This window comes from Mesorhizobium sp. M4B.F.Ca.ET.203.01.1.1 (assembly GCF_004791025.1).
In the GTDB taxonomy this organism is placed as follows: domain Bacteria; phylum Pseudomonadota; class Alphaproteobacteria; order Rhizobiales; family Rhizobiaceae; genus Mesorhizobium; species Mesorhizobium abyssinicae.
The window spans coordinates 483,358-504,567 of sequence record NZ_SRUO01000001.1 but is presented as its reverse complement, the minus strand read 5'-3'; the positions used below and the strand labels follow the sequence as shown (position 1 = coordinate 504,567).

21 protein-coding genes and 1 tRNA gene are annotated in these 21,210 nt (G+C 65.5%); 18 read left to right on the top strand and 4 right to left on the bottom strand.

Going from position 1 to position 21,210, the window contains the following annotated elements; all coding sequences use genetic code 11:
• Positions 1 to 154: 154 nt before the first annotated feature.
• Positions 155 to 1,513 carry a 3-phosphoshikimate 1-carboxyvinyltransferase gene (gene aroA, locus EN846_RS02335; RefSeq protein WP_127391261.1) on the bottom strand — a complete coding sequence of 453 codons (1,359 nt, stop codon included), beginning with the start codon at positions 1,511 to 1,513 and terminating at the stop codon, positions 155 to 157.
• Between the two features lie 205 nt (positions 1,514 to 1,718).
• Between aroA and EN846_RS02330 the strand changes: the two genes are divergently transcribed.
• The 4 genes from EN846_RS02330 to EN846_RS02315 all read left to right on the top strand — a co-directional run bounded on the left by EN846_RS02330 (position 1,719) and on the right by EN846_RS02315 (position 3,662).
• Entirely contained in the window at positions 1,719 to 2,111 is a 393-nt protein-coding gene (locus EN846_RS02330; protein ID WP_127284414.1) for a TIGR02300 family protein, read from the top strand.
• 174 nt (positions 2,112 to 2,285) lie between these two features.
• Positions 2,286 to 2,361: transfer RNA gene (locus EN846_RS02325), tRNA-Ala, on the top strand.
• A 153-nt stretch (positions 2,362 to 2,514) separates the two neighbouring features.
• Entirely contained in the window at positions 2,515 to 2,850 is a 336-nt protein-coding gene (locus EN846_RS02320; RefSeq protein ID WP_245493369.1) for a hypothetical protein, read from the top strand.
• A gap of 146 nt (positions 2,851 to 2,996) precedes the next feature.
• Positions 2,997 to 3,662: a DUF2161 family putative PD-(D/E)XK-type phosphodiesterase gene (locus EN846_RS02315; protein ID WP_127391262.1), complete on the top strand. Its 666-nt coding sequence runs from the start codon at positions 2,997 to 2,999 to the stop codon at positions 3,660 to 3,662.
• A gap of 26 nt (positions 3,663 to 3,688) precedes the next feature.
• Here the strand turns inward: EN846_RS02315 and EN846_RS02310 are convergent, their stop codons facing one another.
• Positions 3,689 to 4,636 carry a GlxA family transcriptional regulator gene (locus EN846_RS02310; protein ID WP_127391263.1) on the bottom strand — a complete coding sequence of 316 codons (948 nt, stop codon included), beginning with the start codon at positions 4,634 to 4,636 and terminating at the stop codon, positions 3,689 to 3,691.
• 86 nt (positions 4,637 to 4,722) lie between these two features.
• Between EN846_RS02310 and EN846_RS02305 the strand changes: the two genes are divergently transcribed.
• The 7 genes from EN846_RS02305 (at position 4,723) to ugpC (ending at position 11,795) form a co-directional block, all read left to right on the top strand.
• Positions 4,723 to 5,415: a DJ-1/PfpI family protein gene (locus tag EN846_RS02305; protein WP_135913822.1), complete on the top strand. Its 693-nt coding sequence runs from the start codon at positions 4,723 to 4,725 to the stop codon at positions 5,413 to 5,415.
• 120 nt (positions 5,416 to 5,535) lie between these two features.
• Positions 5,536 to 6,267, top strand: a complete 732-nt coding sequence (locus tag EN846_RS02300) for a FadR/GntR family transcriptional regulator (protein WP_127284410.1) — start codon at positions 5,536 to 5,538, stop codon at positions 6,265 to 6,267.
• Positions 6,264 to 7,466 (top strand): PLP-dependent transferase, encoded by a 1,203-nt coding sequence (locus EN846_RS02295; protein ID WP_127284409.1) that lies wholly within the window; start codon positions 6,264 to 6,266, stop codon positions 7,464 to 7,466. The genes EN846_RS02300 and EN846_RS02295 overlap by 4 nt, the downstream gene beginning before the upstream one ends.
• A gap of 29 nt (positions 7,467 to 7,495) precedes the next feature.
• Positions 7,496 to 8,773 (top strand): sugar ABC transporter substrate-binding protein, encoded by a 1,278-nt coding sequence (locus EN846_RS02290; protein ID WP_127284408.1) that lies wholly within the window; start codon positions 7,496 to 7,498, stop codon positions 8,771 to 8,773.
• A gap of 179 nt (positions 8,774 to 8,952) precedes the next feature.
• Positions 8,953 to 9,876 (top strand): sugar ABC transporter permease, encoded by a 924-nt coding sequence (locus EN846_RS02285; protein WP_127391264.1) that lies wholly within the window; start codon positions 8,953 to 8,955, stop codon positions 9,874 to 9,876.
• Positions 9,876 to 10,724, top strand: coding sequence for a carbohydrate ABC transporter permease (locus EN846_RS02280; RefSeq protein WP_127391265.1), 849 nt, complete (start codon positions 9,876 to 9,878; stop codon positions 10,722 to 10,724). Before EN846_RS02285 ends, EN846_RS02280 begins: the two co-directional genes overlap by 1 nt.
• Positions 10,725 to 10,727: 3 nt before the next feature.
• Positions 10,728 to 11,795 (top strand): sn-glycerol-3-phosphate ABC transporter ATP-binding protein UgpC, encoded by a 1,068-nt coding sequence (gene ugpC, locus EN846_RS02275; RefSeq protein WP_127391266.1) that lies wholly within the window; start codon positions 10,728 to 10,730, stop codon positions 11,793 to 11,795.
• Positions 11,796 to 11,804: 9 nt separating this feature from the next.
• On the opposite strand, the gene EN846_RS02270 is transcribed toward ugpC, so the two are convergent.
• A complete protein-coding gene (locus tag EN846_RS02270; RefSeq protein ID WP_127391267.1) occupies positions 11,805 to 12,656 on the bottom strand; it encodes a TIGR01459 family HAD-type hydrolase in 852 nt (283 codons plus the stop codon).
• Positions 12,653 to 13,927, bottom strand: a complete 1,275-nt coding sequence (locus EN846_RS02265; RefSeq protein ID WP_128346379.1) for an FGGY-family carbohydrate kinase — start codon at positions 13,925 to 13,927, stop codon at positions 12,653 to 12,655. Before EN846_RS02265 ends, EN846_RS02270 begins: the two co-directional genes overlap by 4 nt.
• 183 nt (positions 13,928 to 14,110) lie before the next feature.
• Between EN846_RS02265 and EN846_RS02260 the strand changes: the two genes are divergently transcribed.
• The 7 genes from EN846_RS02260 (at position 14,111) to EN846_RS02230 (ending at position 21,202) form a co-directional block, all read left to right on the top strand.
• Positions 14,111 to 14,893 carry a DeoR/GlpR family DNA-binding transcription regulator gene (locus tag EN846_RS02260; RefSeq protein WP_127391351.1) on the top strand — a complete coding sequence of 261 codons (783 nt, stop codon included), beginning with the start codon at positions 14,111 to 14,113 and terminating at the stop codon, positions 14,891 to 14,893.
• Complete coding sequence (locus tag EN846_RS02255; protein WP_127391352.1) at positions 14,890 to 16,266, top strand: FGGY-family carbohydrate kinase; 1,377 nt, start codon at positions 14,890 to 14,892, stop codon at positions 16,264 to 16,266. The genes EN846_RS02260 and EN846_RS02255 overlap by 4 nt, the downstream gene beginning before the upstream one ends.
• A gap of 22 nt (positions 16,267 to 16,288) precedes the next feature.
• A complete protein-coding gene (locus EN846_RS02250; RefSeq protein WP_127391353.1) occupies positions 16,289 to 17,182 on the top strand; it encodes a sugar phosphate isomerase/epimerase in 894 nt (297 codons plus the stop codon).
• A gap of 124 nt (positions 17,183 to 17,306) precedes the next feature.
• Entirely contained in the window at positions 17,307 to 17,792 is a 486-nt protein-coding gene (locus tag EN846_RS02245; RefSeq protein WP_127283209.1) for a hypothetical protein, read from the top strand.
• 174 nt (positions 17,793 to 17,966) lie between these two features.
• Entirely contained in the window at positions 17,967 to 19,406 is a 1,440-nt protein-coding gene (locus tag EN846_RS02240) for an aldehyde dehydrogenase family protein (protein ID WP_127391354.1), read from the top strand.
• A gap of 121 nt (positions 19,407 to 19,527) precedes the next feature.
• Complete coding sequence (locus tag EN846_RS02235) at positions 19,528 to 20,115, top strand: DUF1349 domain-containing protein (protein WP_127391355.1); 588 nt, start codon at positions 19,528 to 19,530, stop codon at positions 20,113 to 20,115.
• Positions 20,116 to 20,209: 94 nt separating this feature from the next.
• Entirely contained in the window at positions 20,210 to 21,202 is a 993-nt protein-coding gene (locus EN846_RS02230) for a glycosyltransferase family 10 fucosyltransferase (protein WP_127391356.1), read from the top strand.
• Positions 21,203 to 21,210: the final 8 nt, after the last annotated feature.

Here is a 21,210-nt window from a genome sequence, read left to right as displayed (position 1 = left end):
TTGGCGGTTTGGGCGCCTCGCTCAATTCTGCGACGTTGGTTATTGGCGAAAACCGCGGCGACGGCTGATCTCCCCCCTCGTGGGGGAGATGTCCGGCAGGACAGAGGCGGGCGCTGTCCCGCCAGCGTCTCAGGTCGGCTCAAGCTCATCGCCATCACTCGATCTCCGCGCCCAGCCCCTTCATCAGCCCCATGAACTCCGGAAAGCTCGTCGCGATCATGTTGGCATCGTCGATGGTCACCGGCTTTTCGCTCGCCAGCCCCATGACCAGAAAACTCATGGCGATGCGGTGGTCGAGATGCGTCTTTACCGTCGTGTCCGGCCCGTTGGGGTGTCTGCCCAGCCCCTTGCCGCCCGGCCTGCCGCGCACGGCAAGCGTCGCTTCGCCTTCCGTGCAGTCGACGCCGTTGAGCTTCAGCCCGTTGGCGACGGCCGAAAGCCGGTCGGATTCCTTGACGCGCAGCTCTTCCAGCCCCTGCATCAGCGTCTCGCCCTCGGCGAAGCTCGCCGCAACCGCCAGCACCGGATACTCGTCGATCATCGACGGCGCCCGCTCCGGCGGCACGGTGACGCCCTTCAACTCCGAAGAGCGCACGCGCAGGTCCGCGACGCCCTCGCCGCCGGCATTGCGCGGGTTGAGGATGTCGATCCGGCCGCCCATCTCCTGCAGCGTCAGGAGCAGGCCGGTGCGAGTCGGGTTCATCAGCACGTTCTCGATGACGATGTCCGAGCCCGGCACGATGAGCGCCGCCACCAGCGGGAAGCCGGCCGAGGACGGGTCGCCGGGGACTGCGATCGTCTGCCCGCTGAGCTTGCCCTGGCCCTCGATGAAGATGTGGCGCACGCCGCGCTCGTCGGTCTCGACCGTGAGATTGGCGCCAAATCCCTTCAGCATCTTTTCGGTGTGGTCGCGCGTCATCACCGGCTCGATCACGGTGGTGATGCCGGGCGTGTTGAGCCCCGCCAGCAGCACCGCCGACTTCACCTGCGCCGAGGCCATCGGCACGCGGTAGGTGATGGGGGCGGCGTGCTTGGGGCCGCGCAGCGTGATCGGCATGCGGTCGCCGGGCGTCGCCTTCAACACCTGCACGCCCATCTGGCGCAGCGGCTCCAGCACCCGGCCCATCGGCCGGCCCGACAGCGAGGCGTCGCCGATGAAGGTCGTTTCCATGTCATAGGTGCCGACCAGGCCCATGGTGAGCCGCGAGCCGGTGCCGGCATTGCCGAAATCGAGCGGGCCATCGGGCTGGAGCAGCGCGCCGTTGCCGGTGCCGCGGATCACCCATTCGGCGCCGCGCTTCTCGATATGCGCGCCCATCGCCTTCATGGCCGCGCCGGTGCGCATGACATCCTCGCCCTCGAGCAGGCCGGTGATGCGGGTTTCGCCGGACGCGAGGCCGCCGAACATGAAGGAACGGTGCGAGATCGACTTGTCGCCCGGCACGCGCGCCGTGCCGGAGAGCGCTGATGATTTGCGGGCCGTGGCCGGTTTCGGAGCGGCAGCGTGAGACATGGTTTTCCCTGGATGGAACGCCGGCGCACCGGCACTTTTCTTTTGTTGCGGCGGTCTCGTATCACGGCGGACGGGAATGGTCATCCCCTTGGTGCAACGCCTGCGATTGCGGGCTTTTGCGGCGTCGGCCCGAAGCCGGCTTTTGGCTTTGACAGCGCCGTAAACTGCGGTTAAGGGGACCACTCTTCTATCTACGAGGCCTGCTGTGGCAAAAGCTGAACTTGGCACCAAACGCATCGACCCGGAAACGGGTCGGAAATTCTATGACCTGAACAAGGACCCGATTGTCTCGCCCTATACCGGCAAGAGCTATCCGCGTTCCTATTTCGAGGATGGCAAGATTTCTGCCCTCGAAGAGGACGAGGAAGTTGCCGACAAGGAAGTCGACGGCGAGGACGAAGAGGGCGCCGAGGTCGTTTCGCTCGAGGAGGCCGACGAAGAGGCCAAGGGCGGCGACGATCTTCCCGATCTCGGCGACGACGAGGACGATGTGGACCTCGGCGACGACGAGGACGACACCTTCCTTGCCAATGAAGAGGAAGAGGACGACGATGTCTCTGACATGATCGGCGTCGGCGACGACGACGACGAGGTCTGATCAGGCCCCGGGCGCGACCGTTTGCCGGCCTTTTTGGCCTGTGACGAAAAAGCGGTCGTTGAAGGCTTGATCTTGACCGAAGGCGGGGTTAGAAGCCGCCTGCACTTGACGGCGCGGATCCAAACCCGCGCCGGATCTCTTCGCCGGAAACGGCGCCGGCTGACTGCCGGGAGTGGGGCCATAGCTCAGTTGGGAGAGCGCTTGAATGGCATTCAAGAGGTCGTCGGTTCGATTCCGATTGGCTCCACCAAACAGTCTTTTTCCGATGCTCGGATTCGCGGCATTCGCGCTCGCTGCTTGCCAGTCGGCGCCTGAAGCGCCGCCACCGCCACCTCCCCAGCCTGCCTTGGCTGCCGCGGTTGCTGTTCCTGCTCCCCAGGGTTCGGCGGTCTTGGATCCATCAGTGGTGGTCACGCCCCCCGGCAAGGGCGTTCCGGCAAAGTATGCCGCATTTTCGGGCATATGGGCCGGACAGCTGGACGGGATGTACGAAGGCAAGCTCGCCGTGCTGACGGTTTCTCCGCGCGGGCAGGTGACCGTCACCTATGCGTGGGGCGATCTGGCCGACAACAAGCCGGGAGTGGCCGATGGTGCCGGGAAAATCGTCGGCAGCACTTTGAAGCTCGGGCGCCTGCCGAACGGCGCCGACGTCACCGCCACAATGCTTCCCGACGGAACGCTGGCCACCAGCTATGCGCTTGCCGGCCAGACCTACACCGGTTCGTTCACCAGGCAGTAGCCTTCTGGCGAAGTGAATGGCCGTCGCGGCGTTGGCCGCAATCGATCCAAGCCCGAACGCGCGCTGCGGTTCTTCACGATAGTGCGGGCCGGCTTCACTTTGGCGGCGCTGTCCGGGCCCGGGCCGAATCGGCTATGTCTCGCCGCATGCAGGAAACGTCCCTCTACGTCCCGGTGAAGCGGTTCCTCGAGAGCCTGGATTTCACCGTCAAGGGCGAAGTCGGCGGCTGCGACGTGGTCGGGCTGCGCGAAGGCGAGCCGCCGGTGGTCGTCATCTGCGAACTGAAACTGCAGTTCAATCTCGAGCTTGTGCTCCAGGCGGTCGATCGCGCCGCCGCCTGCGACGAGGTCTGGCTTGCCGCGCGCATGTCGGCGCGCGGCAAGGGCCGCGAGCACGACCGCCGCTTCCGGGCCCTGTGCCGGCGACTTGGCTTCGGCTTGCTCGGCGTCGGCGGCAAGGGCGAGGTCGAACTCCTGCTCAGTCCCGCCGCCCTGCCGCCGAGGCGCGATCCCAGGCGGCGCTCGCGCCTGATGGAGGAGCATCATCGCCGCAAGGGCGACCCGGCTACCGGCGGCAGCACGCGCACGCCCATCATGACCGCCTACCGGCAGGAGGCGCTCGCTTGTGCCGCCGCCATGGCCGATGGTCCCAAGCGGCCGCGCGACCTGAAAGTGCTTTCGCCGCGCGCGGCGAGCATCCTGCTGCACAATTACTATGGCTGGTTCGCCAGGGCCGAACGCGGCATCTACGCGCTGACCGAAATCGGTCGCGCCGCCGTGCAGTCACATCGGCTGGTCGAGAGCCCGTTGTAGCGAACATTCAGGGCGAGAAGGCGCGATCAGAAACGCTCGCGATAGTCGCGCGGGTTGGTGCCGAGGACGCGTAGAAAGCCGCGCCGCATCGTTTCTTCCGAGCCGAAGCCGCAGCGCCGGGCCGTCTGGCTGATCGCCTGTCCCCGTTCCAGCATTCGCCGCGCTGCCTCGATTCGGATCTCTTCGATGGCGCGGGCCGGTGTCCGACCCGTCGCTTCGCGATAATGCCGCGAGAAGCTGCGCGGGCTCATGTTGGCGCGGTCGGCCAAATTCGGCAGCGAAAGGTCGCCGTCCAGATTGTCCAGGATCCAGCCATGCAGCCGGTCGAAGCGCTCGTCGCCTTCCTGCAGCTTGAGCGTCTGGCTGAATTGCGCCTGGCCGCCGGGACGTTTCAGGAACACCACCAGCTGGCGTGCCACGGCAAGCGCCATGCGTCGGCCAAGATCGGCCTCGACGAAGGACAGCGCGAGATCTATGCCCGCCGTGACCCCCGCCGATGTCCAGACATTGCCGTCACGAATGAAGATCGGGTCGGGTTCGAGCCGGACCGCTGGAAAGCGCCGTGCAAACTCGGCGCAGCGTCCCCAATGGGTAACCGCGCGACGGCCATCGAGCAGGCCTGCGGTCGCTAGCAGGAAGGCGCCGCTGCAAACCGAGGCTGTTCGCGTGGCATCGCGCGAGCGGCCGATCACCCATTGCAGGAGCTCGCGATCCTCGCAGGCCGCGTTGACGCCCCATCCGCCCGGCACGATCAGCGTGTCGATCCCGGACCCATGCGGCGGCAGCAGCGTGGCCTCGAGCACGAGGCCAGCCGACGTCCTGATCCGCGGCGAGGCGGCTACGACCATGACCTCATAGGCCGCCGGTTCGCCGGCCTGGATCTTGAAGTCGTTGGCGCTGGCGAACACCTGTAGCGGCCCGCTGACATCGAGGAGCTGGACGTCGGGATAGGCAAGGATTTCGATACGGCGCATGGCTTTGGCTTGAAACGAGGGGTGATTGGCGATCTTGCCAAAGCATGATGCCTTAGCTTGGCCGGAGTCAACCTGAGGAGATTTCCATGGTCCTTCGTCTCGGCATCCTTGTGTTCCCCAACGTCCAGCAACTCGACCTCACCGGCCCCTACGAAGTCCTGGCATCGGCAAAGGGCGCCGAGGTGGAATTGATCTGGAAGGATCGCGATCCGGTGATGTCGTCGACGCGGCTGCCCCTTACCGCGACAGCCACCTTCGACGATTGCCGGCCTCTCGACGTGCTGTGCGTTCCTGGCGGCGGCGGCGTCAACGCACTACTGGAGGATCAGACAGTTCTCGACTTCGTCTGGGAGCGCGCGGTGCAGGCGCGCTACATCACCTCGGTGTGCAGCGGCGCTTTGGTGCTCGGCGCGGCCGGGCTGTTGAAGGGCAAGCGCGCGACAACGCATTGGTATGCGCATGATTTCCTGGAAGAATTCGGCGCCATCCCTGTCGACGAGCGGATCGTCGAGGACGGCAAGCTGATCACCGCAGGGGGCGTCACATCGGGGATCGATTTCGGTCTTCTCCTGGTCGCGAGGCTGCTCGGAAAGGCCGAAGCCGAAACCGTGCAGCTTGCACTCGAATATGCGCCGGCACCTCCGTTCCGCTCAGGCACGCCCGCAGAGGCATCGCCTGCCGTGTTGGCGGAGGCGAAAGAGCGGCTCTCGGCGTCGCGGCGGGTCCGCGAGGAAATGTTCGCGCGCTGGCGCAATGCCCCGGTGCGCGCCCACGGCTGAACCTTCCGGCCGAATGGCGCATCCATGCGCCGTTCGGCCTGTCTCGTCTCGGCTGTTGACTCGCCCGTCGGCCTGTGCAGAAATTGGTTGGACCATTGAACCACTTTAGGCCCTGCCGGCGTGACCGATCTCTTGCCCCCCATCCAGACGACGGCCCGCGACGACGCGGTGCTGAAGGCGTTGGCGGGGTTCGTCAGGCAGGAAGCGCTCGGCCCCGGTGAGAAGCTTCCGACCGAGCGCATTCTGGCCGAGCGCCTCAAGGTCAGCCGCAACACGGTGCGCGAGGCGTTGACGCGCTGGGAGGGCCTCGGCCTCGTCGAGCGCCGTCAGGGCTCAGGCACCTATCTCAAGGCCGCGGTCTCGCCCGACATGTTGCACATGCCGCTGACGCTTGCCGGCGGTAACGATTTCGCCGGCCTGATGTCCACGCTGGAGATCCGCCGCGCGCTGGAGGCGGAGGCCGCCGCGCTCTGCGCCATTCGTGCCGGCAAGGCCGAGCTCGCCGAGATCGAGCGCAAGCTCGACCTGATGGAGGAGGCCTTCCAGACCCGCGCCGGCATGTCGTCGGAGGAGGACTGGGAATTCCATCAGGCGATCTTCCGCGCCTCCGGCAATCCGCTGTTCGAGCAGATCATCGCCGCCATGTACGAGATGTTTCACCGCTTCTGGGAACATCCTCTGGGCGTGCGCGATTTCGGCCATGCCAGCTTTCCTTATCACCGCAGCATCTTCAATTGCATTGCCGCGCGTGACCCCGACGGCGCCCGCGTCGAGGCGCTGAAGCTCATCGCCACCGTCGAGGACGATTTGAAGCGCGGCGCCGCCAACCTCAAGCTTTCGGACCGCAAATGAACGAGCACCCGACCGGTTTCGACCCGGGCCTTTCCAGCAGCGACTATCTGGCCGAGGCGGCGACGCTGCTGGCGCATGACGATCCGTTCCCGGGTGGTCCGGTGGTGCCGCCGATCTACCAGACCTCGCTGTTCACCTTCGCCAGCTATGCCGACATGGCCGACACATTCGCCGGCCGCAGAAAGCAACCGATCTATTCGCGCGGCGACAATCCGACGGTGATGGAGTTCGAGGCGCGTGTCGCGGCTTTGGAAGGCGCCGAAGCCGCGCGCGGCTTCTCCAGCGGCATGGCGGCGATCAGCGCCACCGTGCTCGCCTTTGTCGGCGCCGGCGAGCGCATCGTCGCCGTGCGCAACTGCTATGGCGATGCCTACCGGCTGTTCGAGCGGCTGTTCCCGCGCCTGCAAATCAAGGTCGACTATGTCGACGGCTCGGACCCGGACGGGGTGGCGGCGGCACTCCCCGGCGCAAAGCTGCTTTACCTCGAGAGCCCGACCTCGATGATGTTCGAACTGCAGGACATCGCCCATCTGACGCGATTGGCCAAGGAGCAGGGCATCGTCACCACCATCGACAATTCCTGGGCGACGCCGGTGTTCCAGAAGCCGATCGCGCACGGCGTCGACCTCGTCCTGCACTCGGCTTCGAAATATCTCGGCGGCCACAGCGACACCGTCGCCGGCGTGGTGGCGGGATCGGCCGCGCATATCAGGCACATCAACGAGCAGACCTATTCCTCGCTCGGCGGCAAGCTGTCGCCCTTCGAAGGCTGGCTGCTTTTGCGCGGGCTGCGCACCCTGCCGCTCAGGCTGCCGCATCACATGAAAAGCGGTCTCATCCTCGCCGAGCGGCTGAAGGCGCATGGCAAGGTCGAGCGCGTCAACCATCCCGCCTATTCCAACCATCCCGGCAAGAAGACGCTTGCCGGCTATGCCGGGCTGTTCTCCTTCGAGGTGACGGAGGATGTCGACATTCCCGCTTTCGTCGATGCGCTGAAATTCTTCCGCATCGGCGTCAGCTGGGGCGGTCATGAAAGCCTGGTCGTGCCGGCCAAGGCCTCGCTCGAGCAGACGCCGGGCTTGAATTCGATGGCGCGCTTCGGCGTCAGCCCCCGAACCATCCGCTTCAATGTCGGATTGGAAAGCGTCGAGGATCTCTGGGCCGACATCGCCCAGGCCTTCGACAAAGCAAAAAAATAAACTGAGCGTTCAAAATGGGAGTCCTGAACATGAAGAGACTGACGCTGATGCTTGCCGCCGTCGCCGGCCTGGCGATTTCCGCCAGCGGCGCGCTGGCCGACAGCACAATCAAGATGGTCGAGGTCATCACCAGCCCGCCGCGCACCGAATTCCTCAAGAAGCAGATCGCCGAATTCGAGGCCGCCAATCCGGGCGTCAAGGTCGAGCTCGTCTCGCTGCCCTGGGGCCAGGCTTTTGAGAAATTCCTCACCATGGTCCAGGCCGGCGACACGCCCGACGTCGTCGAGATGCCGGAACGCTGGATGGGCCTCTATGCCAACAACGGCCAGCTCGAAGACCTCGGTCCCTACATGGCCAAGTGGGACGACGCCAAGACGCTCGGCGATCGCGCCAAGCAGTTCGGCTCGACCGTCAACAACACCCAGTTCATGATCCCTTACGGCTACTATGTGAACGCGCTGTTCTGGAACAAGAAGCTGTTCAAGGAAGCCGGTCTCGACGGCCCGCCGGCGACGCTCGACGAGTTCGTCGAGGACTCCAAGAAGATCTCGGCCATCCCCGGCAAATATGGCTACTGCCTGCGCGGCGGCCCGGGCGCCTTCAACGGCATGCACATGTTCATGAACATCGCCGCCGGCAAGGGCGGCTACTTCAACGAAGACGGCACCTCGACCATCAACGACGAAGGCTCGGTCAAGGGCCTGCAGATGCTGGCCGACATGTACAAGAACGGCCTGGCGCCGAAGGATGCCGTGAGCTGGGGCTTCAACGAGACCGTCACCGGCTTCTATTCCGGCACCTGCGCCATGCTCAACCAGGATCCCGACGCGCTGCTCGGCATCGCCGACAAGATGAGCGCCGATGATTTCGCCGTCGCGCCATTGCCGGTCGGACCGAGCGGCAAGTCCTACCCGACGCTGGGCTATGCCGGCTGGGCGATGTTTGCCAATTCGCAGCACAAGGACGATGCGTGGAAGCTGATGGCCACCCTGCTGTCGCCGAAGGACAATCTGGAATGGGCCAAGGAAGTCGGCGTCGTGCCGATCCACAACGGCGCCGACCAGGATGCCCATTTCAAGACCGAGCAGTTCAAGGGCTGGTTCACCGAGCTCAGCGACAGCTCCAAATATGAAATGGTCACGCCGCCGACGCATCTGGAAAACCTCGGCAACTTCGTCGACCAGGTGGCGATCAAGAACTTCCAGGAAGTGCTGCTCGGCCAGAAGACGGCCAAGGAGGCGGCCGACGCATGGGCCGCGTTCCTGACCAAGGAACAGCAGGACTGGATGGCTAAGAACAAGAAGTGACCCTTCTTCCTTCTCCCCGTTCACGGGGAGAAGGTGGTCCGAAGGACCGGATGAGGGGCAGCGCCCACTTCCGAAAGGTTCGCGCCGCCCCTCATCTGCCTGCCGGCATCTTCTCCCCGTGAACGGGGAGAAGGACGCTGTCGCTAACGCCGGCACCCACCCTCCAACGCGAGCACCGTATGACCTACGCAGTGTCCGAAATCCGATCCGCCGCCCGGTCGCGCAAGAGCGGGCTGAGCAAGGCCGCGATCGAGCCTTGGCTTTATCTTTCGCCGGCTATCGTCCTGCTTGTCGTTGTGCTTCTGGTGCCGCTGATCATCGGCATCAGCTATTCCTTCCGCAAATTCTCGGCCTTCAAGTCGGAATATGTCGGGCTCGGCCAGTATCAGACGATGCTCTCGGACGCCGTGCTCGGCCAGGCGCTGATCAACACGCTGTGGTGGACCGTCGCCAGCCTGTTCTTCCAGTTCTTTCTTGGCCTCGGCCTGGCGCTGCTGCTCGACAAGCCGTTCGTCGGCCGCAAGGTGGTGCAAGCGGTGGTGTTCCTGCCCTGGGCGGTGCCGTCCTTCCTCTCCGGCCTCACCTGGGCCTGGCTGTTCAACCCGATTATCGGGCCGCTGCCGCACTGGCTCTTCGCGCTCGGGCTGAAGGCCGAACCGACCAATGTGCTCTCCGATCCGGCCACCGCCATGTGGGGGCCGATTGTCGCCAACATCTGGTTTGGCATCCCGTTCTTCGCCATCACTCTGCTTGCCGCGCTGAAGTCGATCCCGTCGGAACTGCACGAGGCCGCGGCAATCGACGGCGCGTCGCCCTGGCAGCGCTTCACCAAGGTGACGCTGCCGTTCCTGGCGCCCACCATCGTCATCACCGTCATGTTGCGCACGATCTGGATCGCCACCTTCGCCGACCTGATCTTCGTCATGACCGAAGGCGGACCGGCGGGATCGACCAGCACGGTGCCGGTCTACATTTATGTCAGCGCCTTCAAGTCGCTCGACAAGGGCTATGCCTCGGCGGTCGCCGTGCTGCTCCTGGTGCTGCTCATTGCCTATGCTATCGGGCTGATCGCCATCCGCCGCTCGCTTGTGAGGCACGTCTGATGATCGCCGGACGCTCCACCTCCTCGCGCCTCGCCGGCGGCATCGGCCTCTACGCGGCAATCGCCGCTTACATGATCTTTGCGCTGTTCCCGATCTTCTGGACGCTGAAGATCTCGGTGACGCCGGAACGCCTGCTCTATTCCGAAGGCATCACCTTCTGGCCGTCCGAGACGACCTTGCAGAATTTCGTTACCGTGCTCGAAGCCTCCGACTTCCCGCGCTATTTCCTGAACAGCGTCATCGTCTCGGTGTCGACGGCGGCGCTCGTGACCGTTATCGCCACGCTCGCCGGCTACGCCATGTCGCGCTTCACCTTCCGCGGCAAGGCGACGCTGGCCATCTTGCTGCTGCTCACCCAGACCTTCCCGCTGGTCATGGTCATCCCGCCGATCTACCGCATCATGGGCGATCTCGGCCTGACCAACAGCCTGACCGGGCTGATGATCATCTACACCGCCTTCAACACCGCCTTCGCCACCTTCCTCATGCAGTCCTTCTTCGACGGCATCCCGAAGGATCTGGAGGAGGCGGCGATGATCGACGGCTGCACGCGCGCACAGGCAATGCGCCGTGTGATCGTGCCGCTGACTTTGCCCGGCATGGGGGCGACGCTCGGCTTCGTCTTCACCGCCGCCTGGAGCGAATTGCTGTTCGCGCTGATGCTGATCTCGAGCGACGACCAGAAAACCTTCGCCGTCGGCCTGCTCACCTTCATCGGCAAGTTCGCCGTCGACTGGGGGCAGATGATGGCGGCCTCCATCCTGGCGCTGATCCCGGTCTGCATCTTCTTCGCCTTCCTGCAACGCTATCTCGTCACCGGCCTCACCGCCGGCGCGGTCAAAGGATAATCGATGGCTTCCGTCACGCTGCAACATGTCGAGAAGGATTATGGCTCGCTGCGCATCCTGCACGGCGTCGACCTCGAGATCGCCGATGGCGAGTTCGTCGTGCTGGTCGGCCCGTCCGGCTGCGGCAAGTCGACCTTGCTGCGCATGATCGCCGGGCTGGAGGAGGTTTCGGGCGGCGAGATCCGCATCGGCGAGCGGCTGGTCAACGATGTGGCGCCCAAGGACCGCGACATCGCCATGGTGTTCCAGTCCTACGCGCTCTACCCGCATATGGACGTGTCGTCGAACATGGGCTTCAGCCTGTTGTTGAAGAAGGCCGAGAAGACGACCATCGATGGCAGGGTTGGCGCTGCCGCCAAACGCCTCGGCCTCGACAGTTTCCTCGGCCGCCTGCCGCGCCAGCTCTCCGGCGGCCAGCGCCAGCGCGTCGCCATGGGCCGCGCCATCGTGCGCGATCCGAAAGTCTTCCTGTTCGACGAGCCGCTCAGCAATCTCGACGCCAAGCTGCGCGTCCATATGCGCGCCGAGATCAAGGCGCTGCACCAGCAGCTCAAGACCACCTCGGTCTATGTGACGCACGACCAGGTCGAGGCGATGACCATGGCCGACCGCATCGTCGTCATGCATGACGGCTATGTGCAGCAGGTCGGCCATCCGCTCGAACTCTACGACCGGCCGGTCAACACTTTCGTTGCCGGCTTCATCGGCTCGCCCGGCATGAATTTCTTGCCGGCGAAGGTCGCCAAGGCCGGCAAGGTCGATGCCGTGCTCGCCGACGGCCAGAAGCTCAGGCTGCCGGACGGGCTGCCTCTGGAGGATGGCGATGCGCTCACCATCGGGCTGCGCCCGGAACACATCAGACTGGCCGACGATGGCGCGCTGAAAGGCGAGGTCGAGGTGGTAGAGCCGCTCGGCCTGTCGACGCAGTTCTATGTCAGGCTCGCCAACCAGCAGGCCTGCGTCTTCGTCATGGGGCGCAGCAACGTCAGGCCGGGCGACATTGTGCGGCTGTCGGCCGATCCGGCGGCGCTGCACCTGTTCGATCCGAAAGATGGAAACCGGATCGAGTAAGCCGGCCGATCAGCGCCAGCGGAACGCGTCCAGCGTATAGTCTGGGTACGCGCCTTCCCGATCGAAGAGCGCGCTGAGGTCGTCGACGTCGGCCAATATCCCAGAGCGCACCAGCGCGGTCGCGACGCCTGCGCCGGCTCCGCCGGCGATGTCGTGCTCGACGCTGTCGCCGACACAGACCACGCTGCCGCGATCCGGATTGCCGGCCAGCGCCAGCGCCGCCTCATAGATCGCCGGATAGGGCTTGCCGATGCGGGTGACGTTGCCGCCGAGGCTTTCATAGAGATCGGCGAGCTCGCCGGCGCCGAAGCGCGGCCCGACCGCCGTCAGCATGATCCGGTCGGGATTGGTGCAGAAGCACGGCACCCGCCGCGCCGCAGCCGGACCGAGCAGAGTGCGATAGTGCTCGAGGTCGTAGCGATCGCCTTCGCTGGCGGAAATCAGCACCAGCTCGGCGTCGCTGCCATTGTCGGTCAGAGCAAGCGGCAGCCCGTCGATCGCCGAGCGGTCATCGTCGCGGCTGATCAGCAGGCATTTGGTGCCGGCCTTGAGCGTGCCCGAGGCCGCCATGTCATGGAAGCTGCGCCATGCCACCTCGCCGGAGGAGACGAAATGATCCCAGCTTCCAGCTTCGAAGCCGAGCTTCAGCAGGCGGCGCTCGTTCGGCGCCGCCCGCTTGCCGGAATTCGAGATCAGGGTCACCGTCTTGCCGGCGCGCTTCAGCGCGGACAGGGTCTCCACCGCGCCGGGATACGGCTGCTGTCCGTCGTGCAGCACCCCGAACTGGTCGAGCAGGAACATGCTGTAGCACTCGGCCAGCGCGGCAACCCCGTCGAGATGTCTGGCTTGTTTCGCGCTCACAGCAGCCCCGCTTCGCTTGCGCCCTTGAGCGCCAGCCGCGCCGTGCCGGCGGCGGCTTCGTCGGACAGCGCGGCCAGGAAATCGACGCCAAGCTTGCGCTGGCGGATCGCGGTCCAGGCGGCATTGGCGGCGCCCCCGCCGACGCTGCGCACCGAGGTCAGTTTTGGCGCGCCGAGCTCGGCAAGCCTTCTATAGCCGAGCGCTTCGATGCCGGCGATGCCTTCCAGCATGGCTTTCAGATAGTCGGCTTCGGATTGGGGTCGCGGCTCGAGCCGCGGCGGCAGCGCCGGATCCGCGATGGGGAAGCGCTCGCCGGGTATGCCGAGCGGATAGTAGTCGAGGCCGGTTTCGGTCGCCGGGTCGATCGCGGCGCTCAGCTCGATGATGCGCGCAACGGAAAAATGCTGGGCAAGCACCTTGCCGCCGGAGTTCGACGCGCCGCCAGCCAGCCAGGCGTCGCCGAGACGATGGCTGTAGATGCCGTAGCGTGGCGCCGAGATCGGCCGGTCGGAGAGGATCTTGATGGTGAGCGACGAGCCGAGCGCGGTGACGCCTTCGCCGGCGTCCGTAGCGCCGGTGGCCAGGAACGAGGCGCAGCCATCCGTCGTACCGGCAACCACCACGACGTCTCGCGCAAGGCCGAACAGCCCGGCGGCGCCGGCGGTGAGCCAGCCGGCCACGCTGCCCGGCCTGGTGACTTCGGGCAGCAGTTCCGTGCGCATGCCGGTCGCCGCGATCCAGTCCGGCCAGCGGCCGGTCTCGACATCGTAGCCGGTCTTGAGGCTGTTGTTCTCGTCGCTGACATCGAAGCGGCCCGAGAATTGCCCGGCGATCCAGTCGGCCTGGTGCAGCATCCTGGCGACGCCGGGCACGAGCTGGAACGCCAGCGCCTTGGCGAGGCCCGATGTCGCGCCATGTGCCGCACTTGCTTCCGGCGCCTCGCGGGCGATCACGGCGAGGATCGCGTCGTCCAAAACCTTGTCGTTGTACATCAGCGGCTCGGCCAGCGGCCGCCCGGCGGAGTCGACCGGCAGCACGGTGCCCGAGGTGCCGTCGACGGCGATCGCGCGCACCGACGTCCGATCGATGCCGGAGAGCAGTTCCTTCAATGTCGCCTCGACCGCCGCCCACCAGACGGCGGGGTCGCGGCCGTTGGCGCCAAAGCGGTCGAGCGGCACGGCGGCGCGCGAGGCGATGGAGAAATCCGGACGCATGGCGACGGCGCGCGCGCCCGAGGTGCCGATGTCGATGCCTATGGCCAATGGCGCCATGTCGCTGTCCTTCGCAACTGCCGGCCGCGTCGCGCTTTCCGCTCGAAATCCCTGCAAGGGAACCCACGTCGGTATCGCAGATGCGAGCGATCTACGTCAATCATGATCTTCCTTCGTCAGAAATGGCCTTGCTGTCACGTACAGCTTGAGTAAGTTACGCCAAGCGACATCCGGGAGGAAAAGTTGAGCGACTCCGGCCGCCAACGTCAGATCGTCGAGATCTTGCGGGACCGCCCGTTCGCCTCGGTGCGCGAGTTGCAGCAGCGGCTTGGCGTTTCGGCGGCGACGATCCGGCGCGACATCGACAAGATTGACGGCGCCGGCGAGGCGCGCAAGGTCTATGGCGGCATCTCGGCACTCGATGGCGCCGCGCAGGCCGGCATCGCCTACGCCAGGCCCTATGACGAGAACCGCGATCTCGCGGTCGAGGCCAAGCGGCGCATCGCCGCGCTTGCCGCGACTATGGTGCGCGACGGCGAGGCGATCATCGTCCACGGCGGCTCGACCTGCTTCCATCTCGGCGTCAGGCTTGCCGACCGCAACATCCGCCTCTTCACCAATTCCATGCCGCTCGCCGCCTATCTCAGCGATCACGGCCATTGCAGCCTGACGATCGCCGGCGGCGACCTGCATCGCGAGCCCGGCATCATCCATTCGCTCGCCCAGGCGGCACCTTTCTACGCCTCGAAATTATTCCTCGGCGCCCAGGGGCTCAGCCAGGAAGGCGTGCTGGAATCGCACCCGCTGCTGGTCCGCTCGATCGTCGATTTGAGCCTGTGCGCCGACCAGATCGTGGTGCTGGCGGACAGCCGCAAGCTGTCGATCCATGCCCGCAATGTCGCGCTGCCGCTGTCGCGCATCGGCACGCTGGTGACCGATGACGGCCTGTCCGACACCGACGCGCGCATGCTGGAAGCTGCCGGCGTCACGGTCCGCATCGCCACGTCCTCGGGAGCCATCCGGTGAAACTGGCCGTGCTCGATTTCGGCAAGACCAATTCGAAGCTGTTCGTCTTCGATGAGGACGGGCGCATCCTCGGCGAGCGCCGGACCAAGCCGGTCTGGACACATGCGGGCAACTTCAGCGTGCTCGACGAGGCGGCACTCCATGACTGGGCGCTCGCTGCCGTCGACGAAGCGGTCGACAGTCACGGCGTCGAAGGGCTGATGGTCTCTGGCCATGGCTGCACCTTCGCCCTGGTCGATGATACGGCACTGACGCACCCGATCCTCGACTACGAGCAGGAACCGCCTGCCGAGGTCGCGGCGCGCATCGATCGCCGCATCCCGGATTTCTCCGAGACCTTCTCGCCGCGACTGCCGCTCGGCTTCAACTATGGCCGCCACATGCTGTGGCTGAACGAGGTCGAGCCCGGCGCCTTCGCCTCGGCGACATCGATCCTCGGCTATCCGCAATATTGGAGCTGGCGTTTCGGCGGCCGCGCCGTCTCGGAAGTGTCCTATCTCGGCTGCCATTCGCATCTGTGGGCGCCGCGCCGGCGCGACTTCTCCTCGCTGGTCGATGCCGAGGGCTGGCGCGGCCGCATGCCGGGCTTCGGGCGCGCCGGCGCCGTTATCGGCGAGCGGAACTTCGGCAAGGCCGGCAGGCCGATCGCCATCCATAACGGCGTCCATGACTCCAATGCCGCGCTCCATGCCTATCGCCGGCAACAGCTTGGATCGCTCACCGTGGTCTCGACCGGCACCTGGGTGGTCGTGCTCAACCCCGATTGTCCGCTGGACGTGCTCGACCGTGACCGCGACATGCTGGTCAATGTCGATGTCGACGGCGGTCCGGTGCCGACCATCCGCTTCATGGGTGGGCGCGAATTCGCGGTGATCAGCGCCGGCTGGCAAGGCGCGATATCGCCGGCTTCGATACAGCGGGTGATCGACGCCGGCATAATGGCCCTGCCCAGCTTCGCCCCGGGCGGTCCGATGCCTGATCGCGTCGGCGAAGTGATCGGCGGCGCGCCCGACAGCGAAGAACGCGCTGCGGTGGCGCTGCTCTACGTGGCGCTGATGGTCGATCTGTCGCTCGACCTGATCCATTCCAAAGACACCGTCATCGTCGATGGCGGGCTGAACGCGGGCGGCCTGCTCGCCAGCCTGCTGGCGCAGCTACGGCCCGGCCAGCCCTTTCTGCAGGGCGCCACGCTGGAAGGCAGCGCCACGGGCGCCGCGGCGCTCGCCTTCGAGAGCGCCGGTCGCGGCATGGCGGCCGAAACGCCGGAGCCCGTTGATGCCGCGCACTTTGCCGAGTTAGCCGGCTATCGTGATCGCTGGCGCGATCTTGCGATCGGCGCCGAGAACGGCAAGGGCCGCACTGCGGCACGATAGATTTGAGCAGATGGAGACGATCATGGCGCGCATTGGTATCCACTCCTTCGTCTGGTCGGCGAGCTCGGCGCAAGCGGATCTCGAGCGCACGCTGGCCAACACGAAGGAAGCCGGCTTCGAGCTGATCGAGTTCTCCTATCTCGACCCCGCCAATGTCGATATCGGCCGGCTCGCCAGGCGCATCGCCGATCTCGATCTTGGCGTCGCGATCAGCATCGGGCTGCCGGCCAACGGCGATATCTCGAGCGCCGACAGGGCGGTTGCCGCGCGCGGCGTCGACATCCTCAACCGCACCATCGCGCTCACCCGCGATCTCGGCGGCCGCAAGGTGGGCGGCATACTGTCGACCAGCCACGGCCTGCAGACCGAGGCGCCGACGCGCGACCAGTGGAACCGCAGCGCCGCAACGCTGGCCAAGGTGGCCGAGACGGCCAAGGCCGCCGGCGTCACCCTGAACCTTGAGATCGTCAACCGCTTCGAGAGCAATCTGCTCAACACCGCCGCGCAGGGACTGGCCTTCATCGAGGACACCGGTTCCGACAACATCTTCCTGCACCTCGACACCTTCCACATGAACATCGAGGAGGCCGATGCCGCCCTGGCCATCCGCAACGCCGTGGGCAAGATCGGCTATGTCCATATCGGCGAGAGCCATCGCGGCTTCCTCGGCACCGGCAGCATCGATTTCGCTGGGATCTTCGATGCGCTGACCGCCATCGGCTACGACGACGACCTCAGCTTCGAATCCTTTTCCTCGGAGATCGTCGACGAGAACCTGTCGAAGAAGACGGCGATCTGGCGCAATCTGTGGACCGACAATATGGAGCTCGCCCGCCATGCCCGCCGCTTCATCGCGGTCGGGCTGGAGACGGCGCGGCGCAAGGCCGAGCTGGTCACGGCGACGCAGAAGCCCTGAGTGGCAGTCTCAAGACCTGCCGCTGCCTTGAAGCTTGCGGGTAATTTTACGAGCGCATTCGATTAAGATCGTCCCTGTTTGATTCGTCCCCGGTCATGGCCCGGAGAGCAGGAGCAGGAACGGCATGAGCAAGGCTCTTACCACTTTCGCGTTGGTCGCGGTGCTCACCGCCCTGCTCATGGCGCTTTCGCTGGCGGTCGCCAGGCACGGCTATCCCTACGGCGCTTTCGGCGTGAAGCGCCTCGACGGCATCGCCGATGCCGGCTCCTTCATTCCGCTAGCCGCCGTCTATTTCTTCAGCGCGCTCTTGATGATGATCCTGCCGTTGCGCGCCGCCAGCATCGTGCTTACCAACGCCGCCGATGCGCTGTTCTGGGCGACGGTCGCGCTGTTTGCCACCATCGTCGGCTGCCTCGTCGCCAGATGGGCCTTCGGCCAGGGCGGCGTGCTGTGGGCGCTGGTCAACTGGCGCTTCCTGTTCGTCGCGGCCATCGTCGCGGCCCACCTCGCCATGAACGAGCTGCGCCGCAATATCCTGCTGAGAAGCCTGTTCTTCGTCGTCTTTGCCGCGGCGACGCTGGCCTGCCTGTTCTGGACCTTCCCGGCCTGACCACCCATATGTCGGTTCGGCAAGGCGGACAGGCGCGGGCTTTCATCGGCCCGCGCCATCGGCTATTCCGATCCATGCCCGCCTTCTCGCTGTCATCATTTGTCTGATAAATGGCTTGACTGAGAGATGACCGCGGCGGACAAGGCCGCCAGCAAAGCTTCACAAGGAAAGACCATGACCCTGTTTCGTAAGAACCTCATCGATGGCGACTGGGTGGGCGAGGCCGGCTCCCGCAACATCAACCCCTCCAACACCGGCGATGTCGTTGGCGAATATGCCTCTGCCGGACCGGATGAGGCGCGTCAGGCGATCGCCGCCGCCAAGGCGGCCTTCCCCGTCTGGTCGCGCTCGGCGCCACTCGTCCGCCACGCGGTGCTGAGGAAGGCTGCCGACGAGATCACCGCGCGCAAAGACGAGATCGGCCGCGCGCTCGCCCGCGAGGAAGGCAAGACGCTGGCCGAAGGCATCGGCGAAACGATCAGAGCCGCCCAGATCTTCGATTTCTTCGCCGGTGAGACGCTGCGTCTGGCGGGCGAGCTGGTGCCGAGCGTGCGGCCGGGCGTCGGCGTCGAGATGACCCGCGAGGGCGTCGGCGTGGTCGGCATCATCACGCCGTGGAATTTCCCGATCGCGATCCCGGCCTGGAAGATCGCGCCGGCACTGGCCTACGGCAACACCATCGTCTTCAAGCCGGCCGAGCTGGTGCCGGAGAGCGCCTGGACCATCGTCGACATCCTGCACCGCGCCGGCCTGCCCAAGGGCGTGCTCAACCTGGTCATGGGCAAAGGCTCGGTGGTCGGCCAGGCCATGCTCGACAGCCCGGACGTCAACGCCATCTCCTTCACCGGCTCGGTCGGCACGGGAAAACGCGTCGCCGCCGCCAGCGTCGAGCACATGCGCAAGTTCCAGCTCGAAATGGGTGGCAAAAACCCGCTCGTCGTGCTCGATGACGCCGATCTGGCGGTCGCCGTCGATTGCGCGCTCAACGGCGCCTATTTCTCCACCGGCCAGCGCTGCACGGCCTCGTCTCGCCTCGTCGTGACCGACGGCATCCACGACCGCTTCGTTGCCGCGCTGAAGGAGCGCATGGAGAAGCTCGTCATCGGCGATGCGCTCGACGCCAAGACCCAGATCGGACCGGTCGTCGACGCCACGCAGCTGAAACAGGACGAGGACTACATCGCCATCGGCCGCCAGGAAGGCGCCGAGCTTGCCTTCGGCGGCGAGCGGCTGGGCCGCGAGACGCCGGGTTTCTACCTGCAGCCGGCGTTGTTTGTCGGCGCCACCAATGCCATGCGCATCTCGCGCGAGGAGATCTTCGGGCCGGTCGCCAACGTCATCCGCGTCAAGGACTATGACGAGGCGCTGACTGTTGCCAACGATACGCCGTTCGGCCTGACCTCCGGCATCTGCACCACCAGCCTCAAGCACGCCACGCATTTCAAGCGCAATTCGGAAGCCGGCATGGTCATGGTCAACCTGCCGACCGCCGGCGTCGACTTTCACGTGCCGTTCGGCGGTCGCAAGGGCTCGAGCTACGGCCCGCGCGAGCAGGGCCGCTACGCCATGGAGTTCTACACCACGGTGAAGACGGCCTATACATTCGCTGGCTAAAGCAATTCCAGGAAAGTGTGAAACGGTTGAGCTCGGCGACGTCGCCGTAGCCTTCCGTAACGGAATTGCGTCTAAACAATAAGGCAAGCTGGCGACGACGGGAGGAACCAGGCAGGCGAGCATGTCGACGACAGACTGGAAAGCGGACCTGACCTGGCTCAACCCGCCGCCGCACCACGACTTTGCCGGCGGCACCGTGCATGTGCGCACCGGCAAGGAGACCGACTTCTGGCGCGAGACCTTCTATGGCTTCTGGCGCGACAACGGCCATTTCCTCTATCGGCCGGTCGCCGGCGATTTCAGCGCCGAGGTCACGGTCAAGGGCGACTATCGGGTGCTCTACGACCAGGCCGGGCTGATGGTGCGGCTGAGCGAAACGCTCTGGATCAAGGCGGGCATCGAATACACCGACGGGCTGGCCTATTTCTCGGTCGTCGTTACCAACGATACCTCGGACTGGTCGCTGGTCAGCATTGCTGCCGATCCCAACGGCGTCAGGATCCGTTTGACCCGCCACGCCGAGGCTATCCGCATCCAGTATCTGGACGCCGCCGACGGCCATTGGAAGCCGGTGCGGCTCGCCTATTTCCCGGCCTCGAAATCGGTCGATGTCGGCATGATGTGCTGCTCGCCGCAGCGTGAAGGCTTCGAGGTCACCTTTTCGGATTTTTCGATCGGTCCGCCCATTGCCAGGGAGCTTCACGACTAGGGCCGGCTTGGCCGAGCGGATAATCGGAGGTCCTTCCCCGAAGCTGGGTCCAAAGCGTATACGGAAGCGGTTCCCGCGCTTTGAAAGCGTCTTCATGCCATCGAACCAACCGCTCATCCTTTTCTACACGACCTTCTTCGGCAAGCCGGTCGACATATCGGCCATCCCCGCTTGCGCGGTGCCAGTCGAATGGACCAATGACCGCCGCCGCCTTGCCGAAGCCGCGGCGGTGGTGTTCCACCTTCCGGATTACCGCGAGATCGGCGACGCCCGCAAATATACCGGCCAGACATGGGTCGCGTGGTCGATGGAGAACCCGCAGAACTATCCACGCGCCGCCGCTCCCGGCTTCATGCGGCATTTCGATCTCACGATGACGCACGAGTCCGGATCGGACATCTGGACACCCTATCTTCAGGAGGCGAGCTGGTGGGAGGCGATACGCAACAGCGCGATACCGTCCAAGACCGAGAGCGCCCCGGTGGTGCGTTTCCAGTCCGCAAGCATCGACCTTAGCGGCCGTGGGGCGTTCGCAGCCGAGCTTGCCGGGCATATCGGCGTCGATTCCTATGGCCGCTATCGTCCCACGCGACAGATCGAAGGCCCCGATCTCGGATCGCGGACCAAGATCGAGACCATAGGGCGATACCACTTCTGCCTGGCGCTGGAGAATTCGATCGCGCCCGACTATGTCACCGAGAAGATCTTCGATCCGCTCTGTGCAGGCAGCGTGCCGGTCTATCTCGGCGCCCCCAATGTCGGCGAGTTCGTCCCCGCCAATTCCTACATCGACGCGACGGCGTTCGGCACGCCGGCCGAGCTTGCCGCCTATCTCCGCCATCTGCTGGAGACGCCTCAGGCCTACGAGGCCTATTTCGCCTGGCGCTCGCAACCGCTGCCGGGACCCCTCGCCAGCCGTCTGGCGCTCCTGGAAACGCCGGCAAAATGCCGGCTGGCCGAGCGTATACATCAGCGCCTTCAGCAAGATCAGGGCCTGTCGGCCGGCCGGCCGTCACTGCCGTTTGGCGGCCTCTCCTTCCTGCGCACCAGGCTGCGCCGCTGGCGGAAGGCGCACCGTCGCCGTTGAATGCGGGG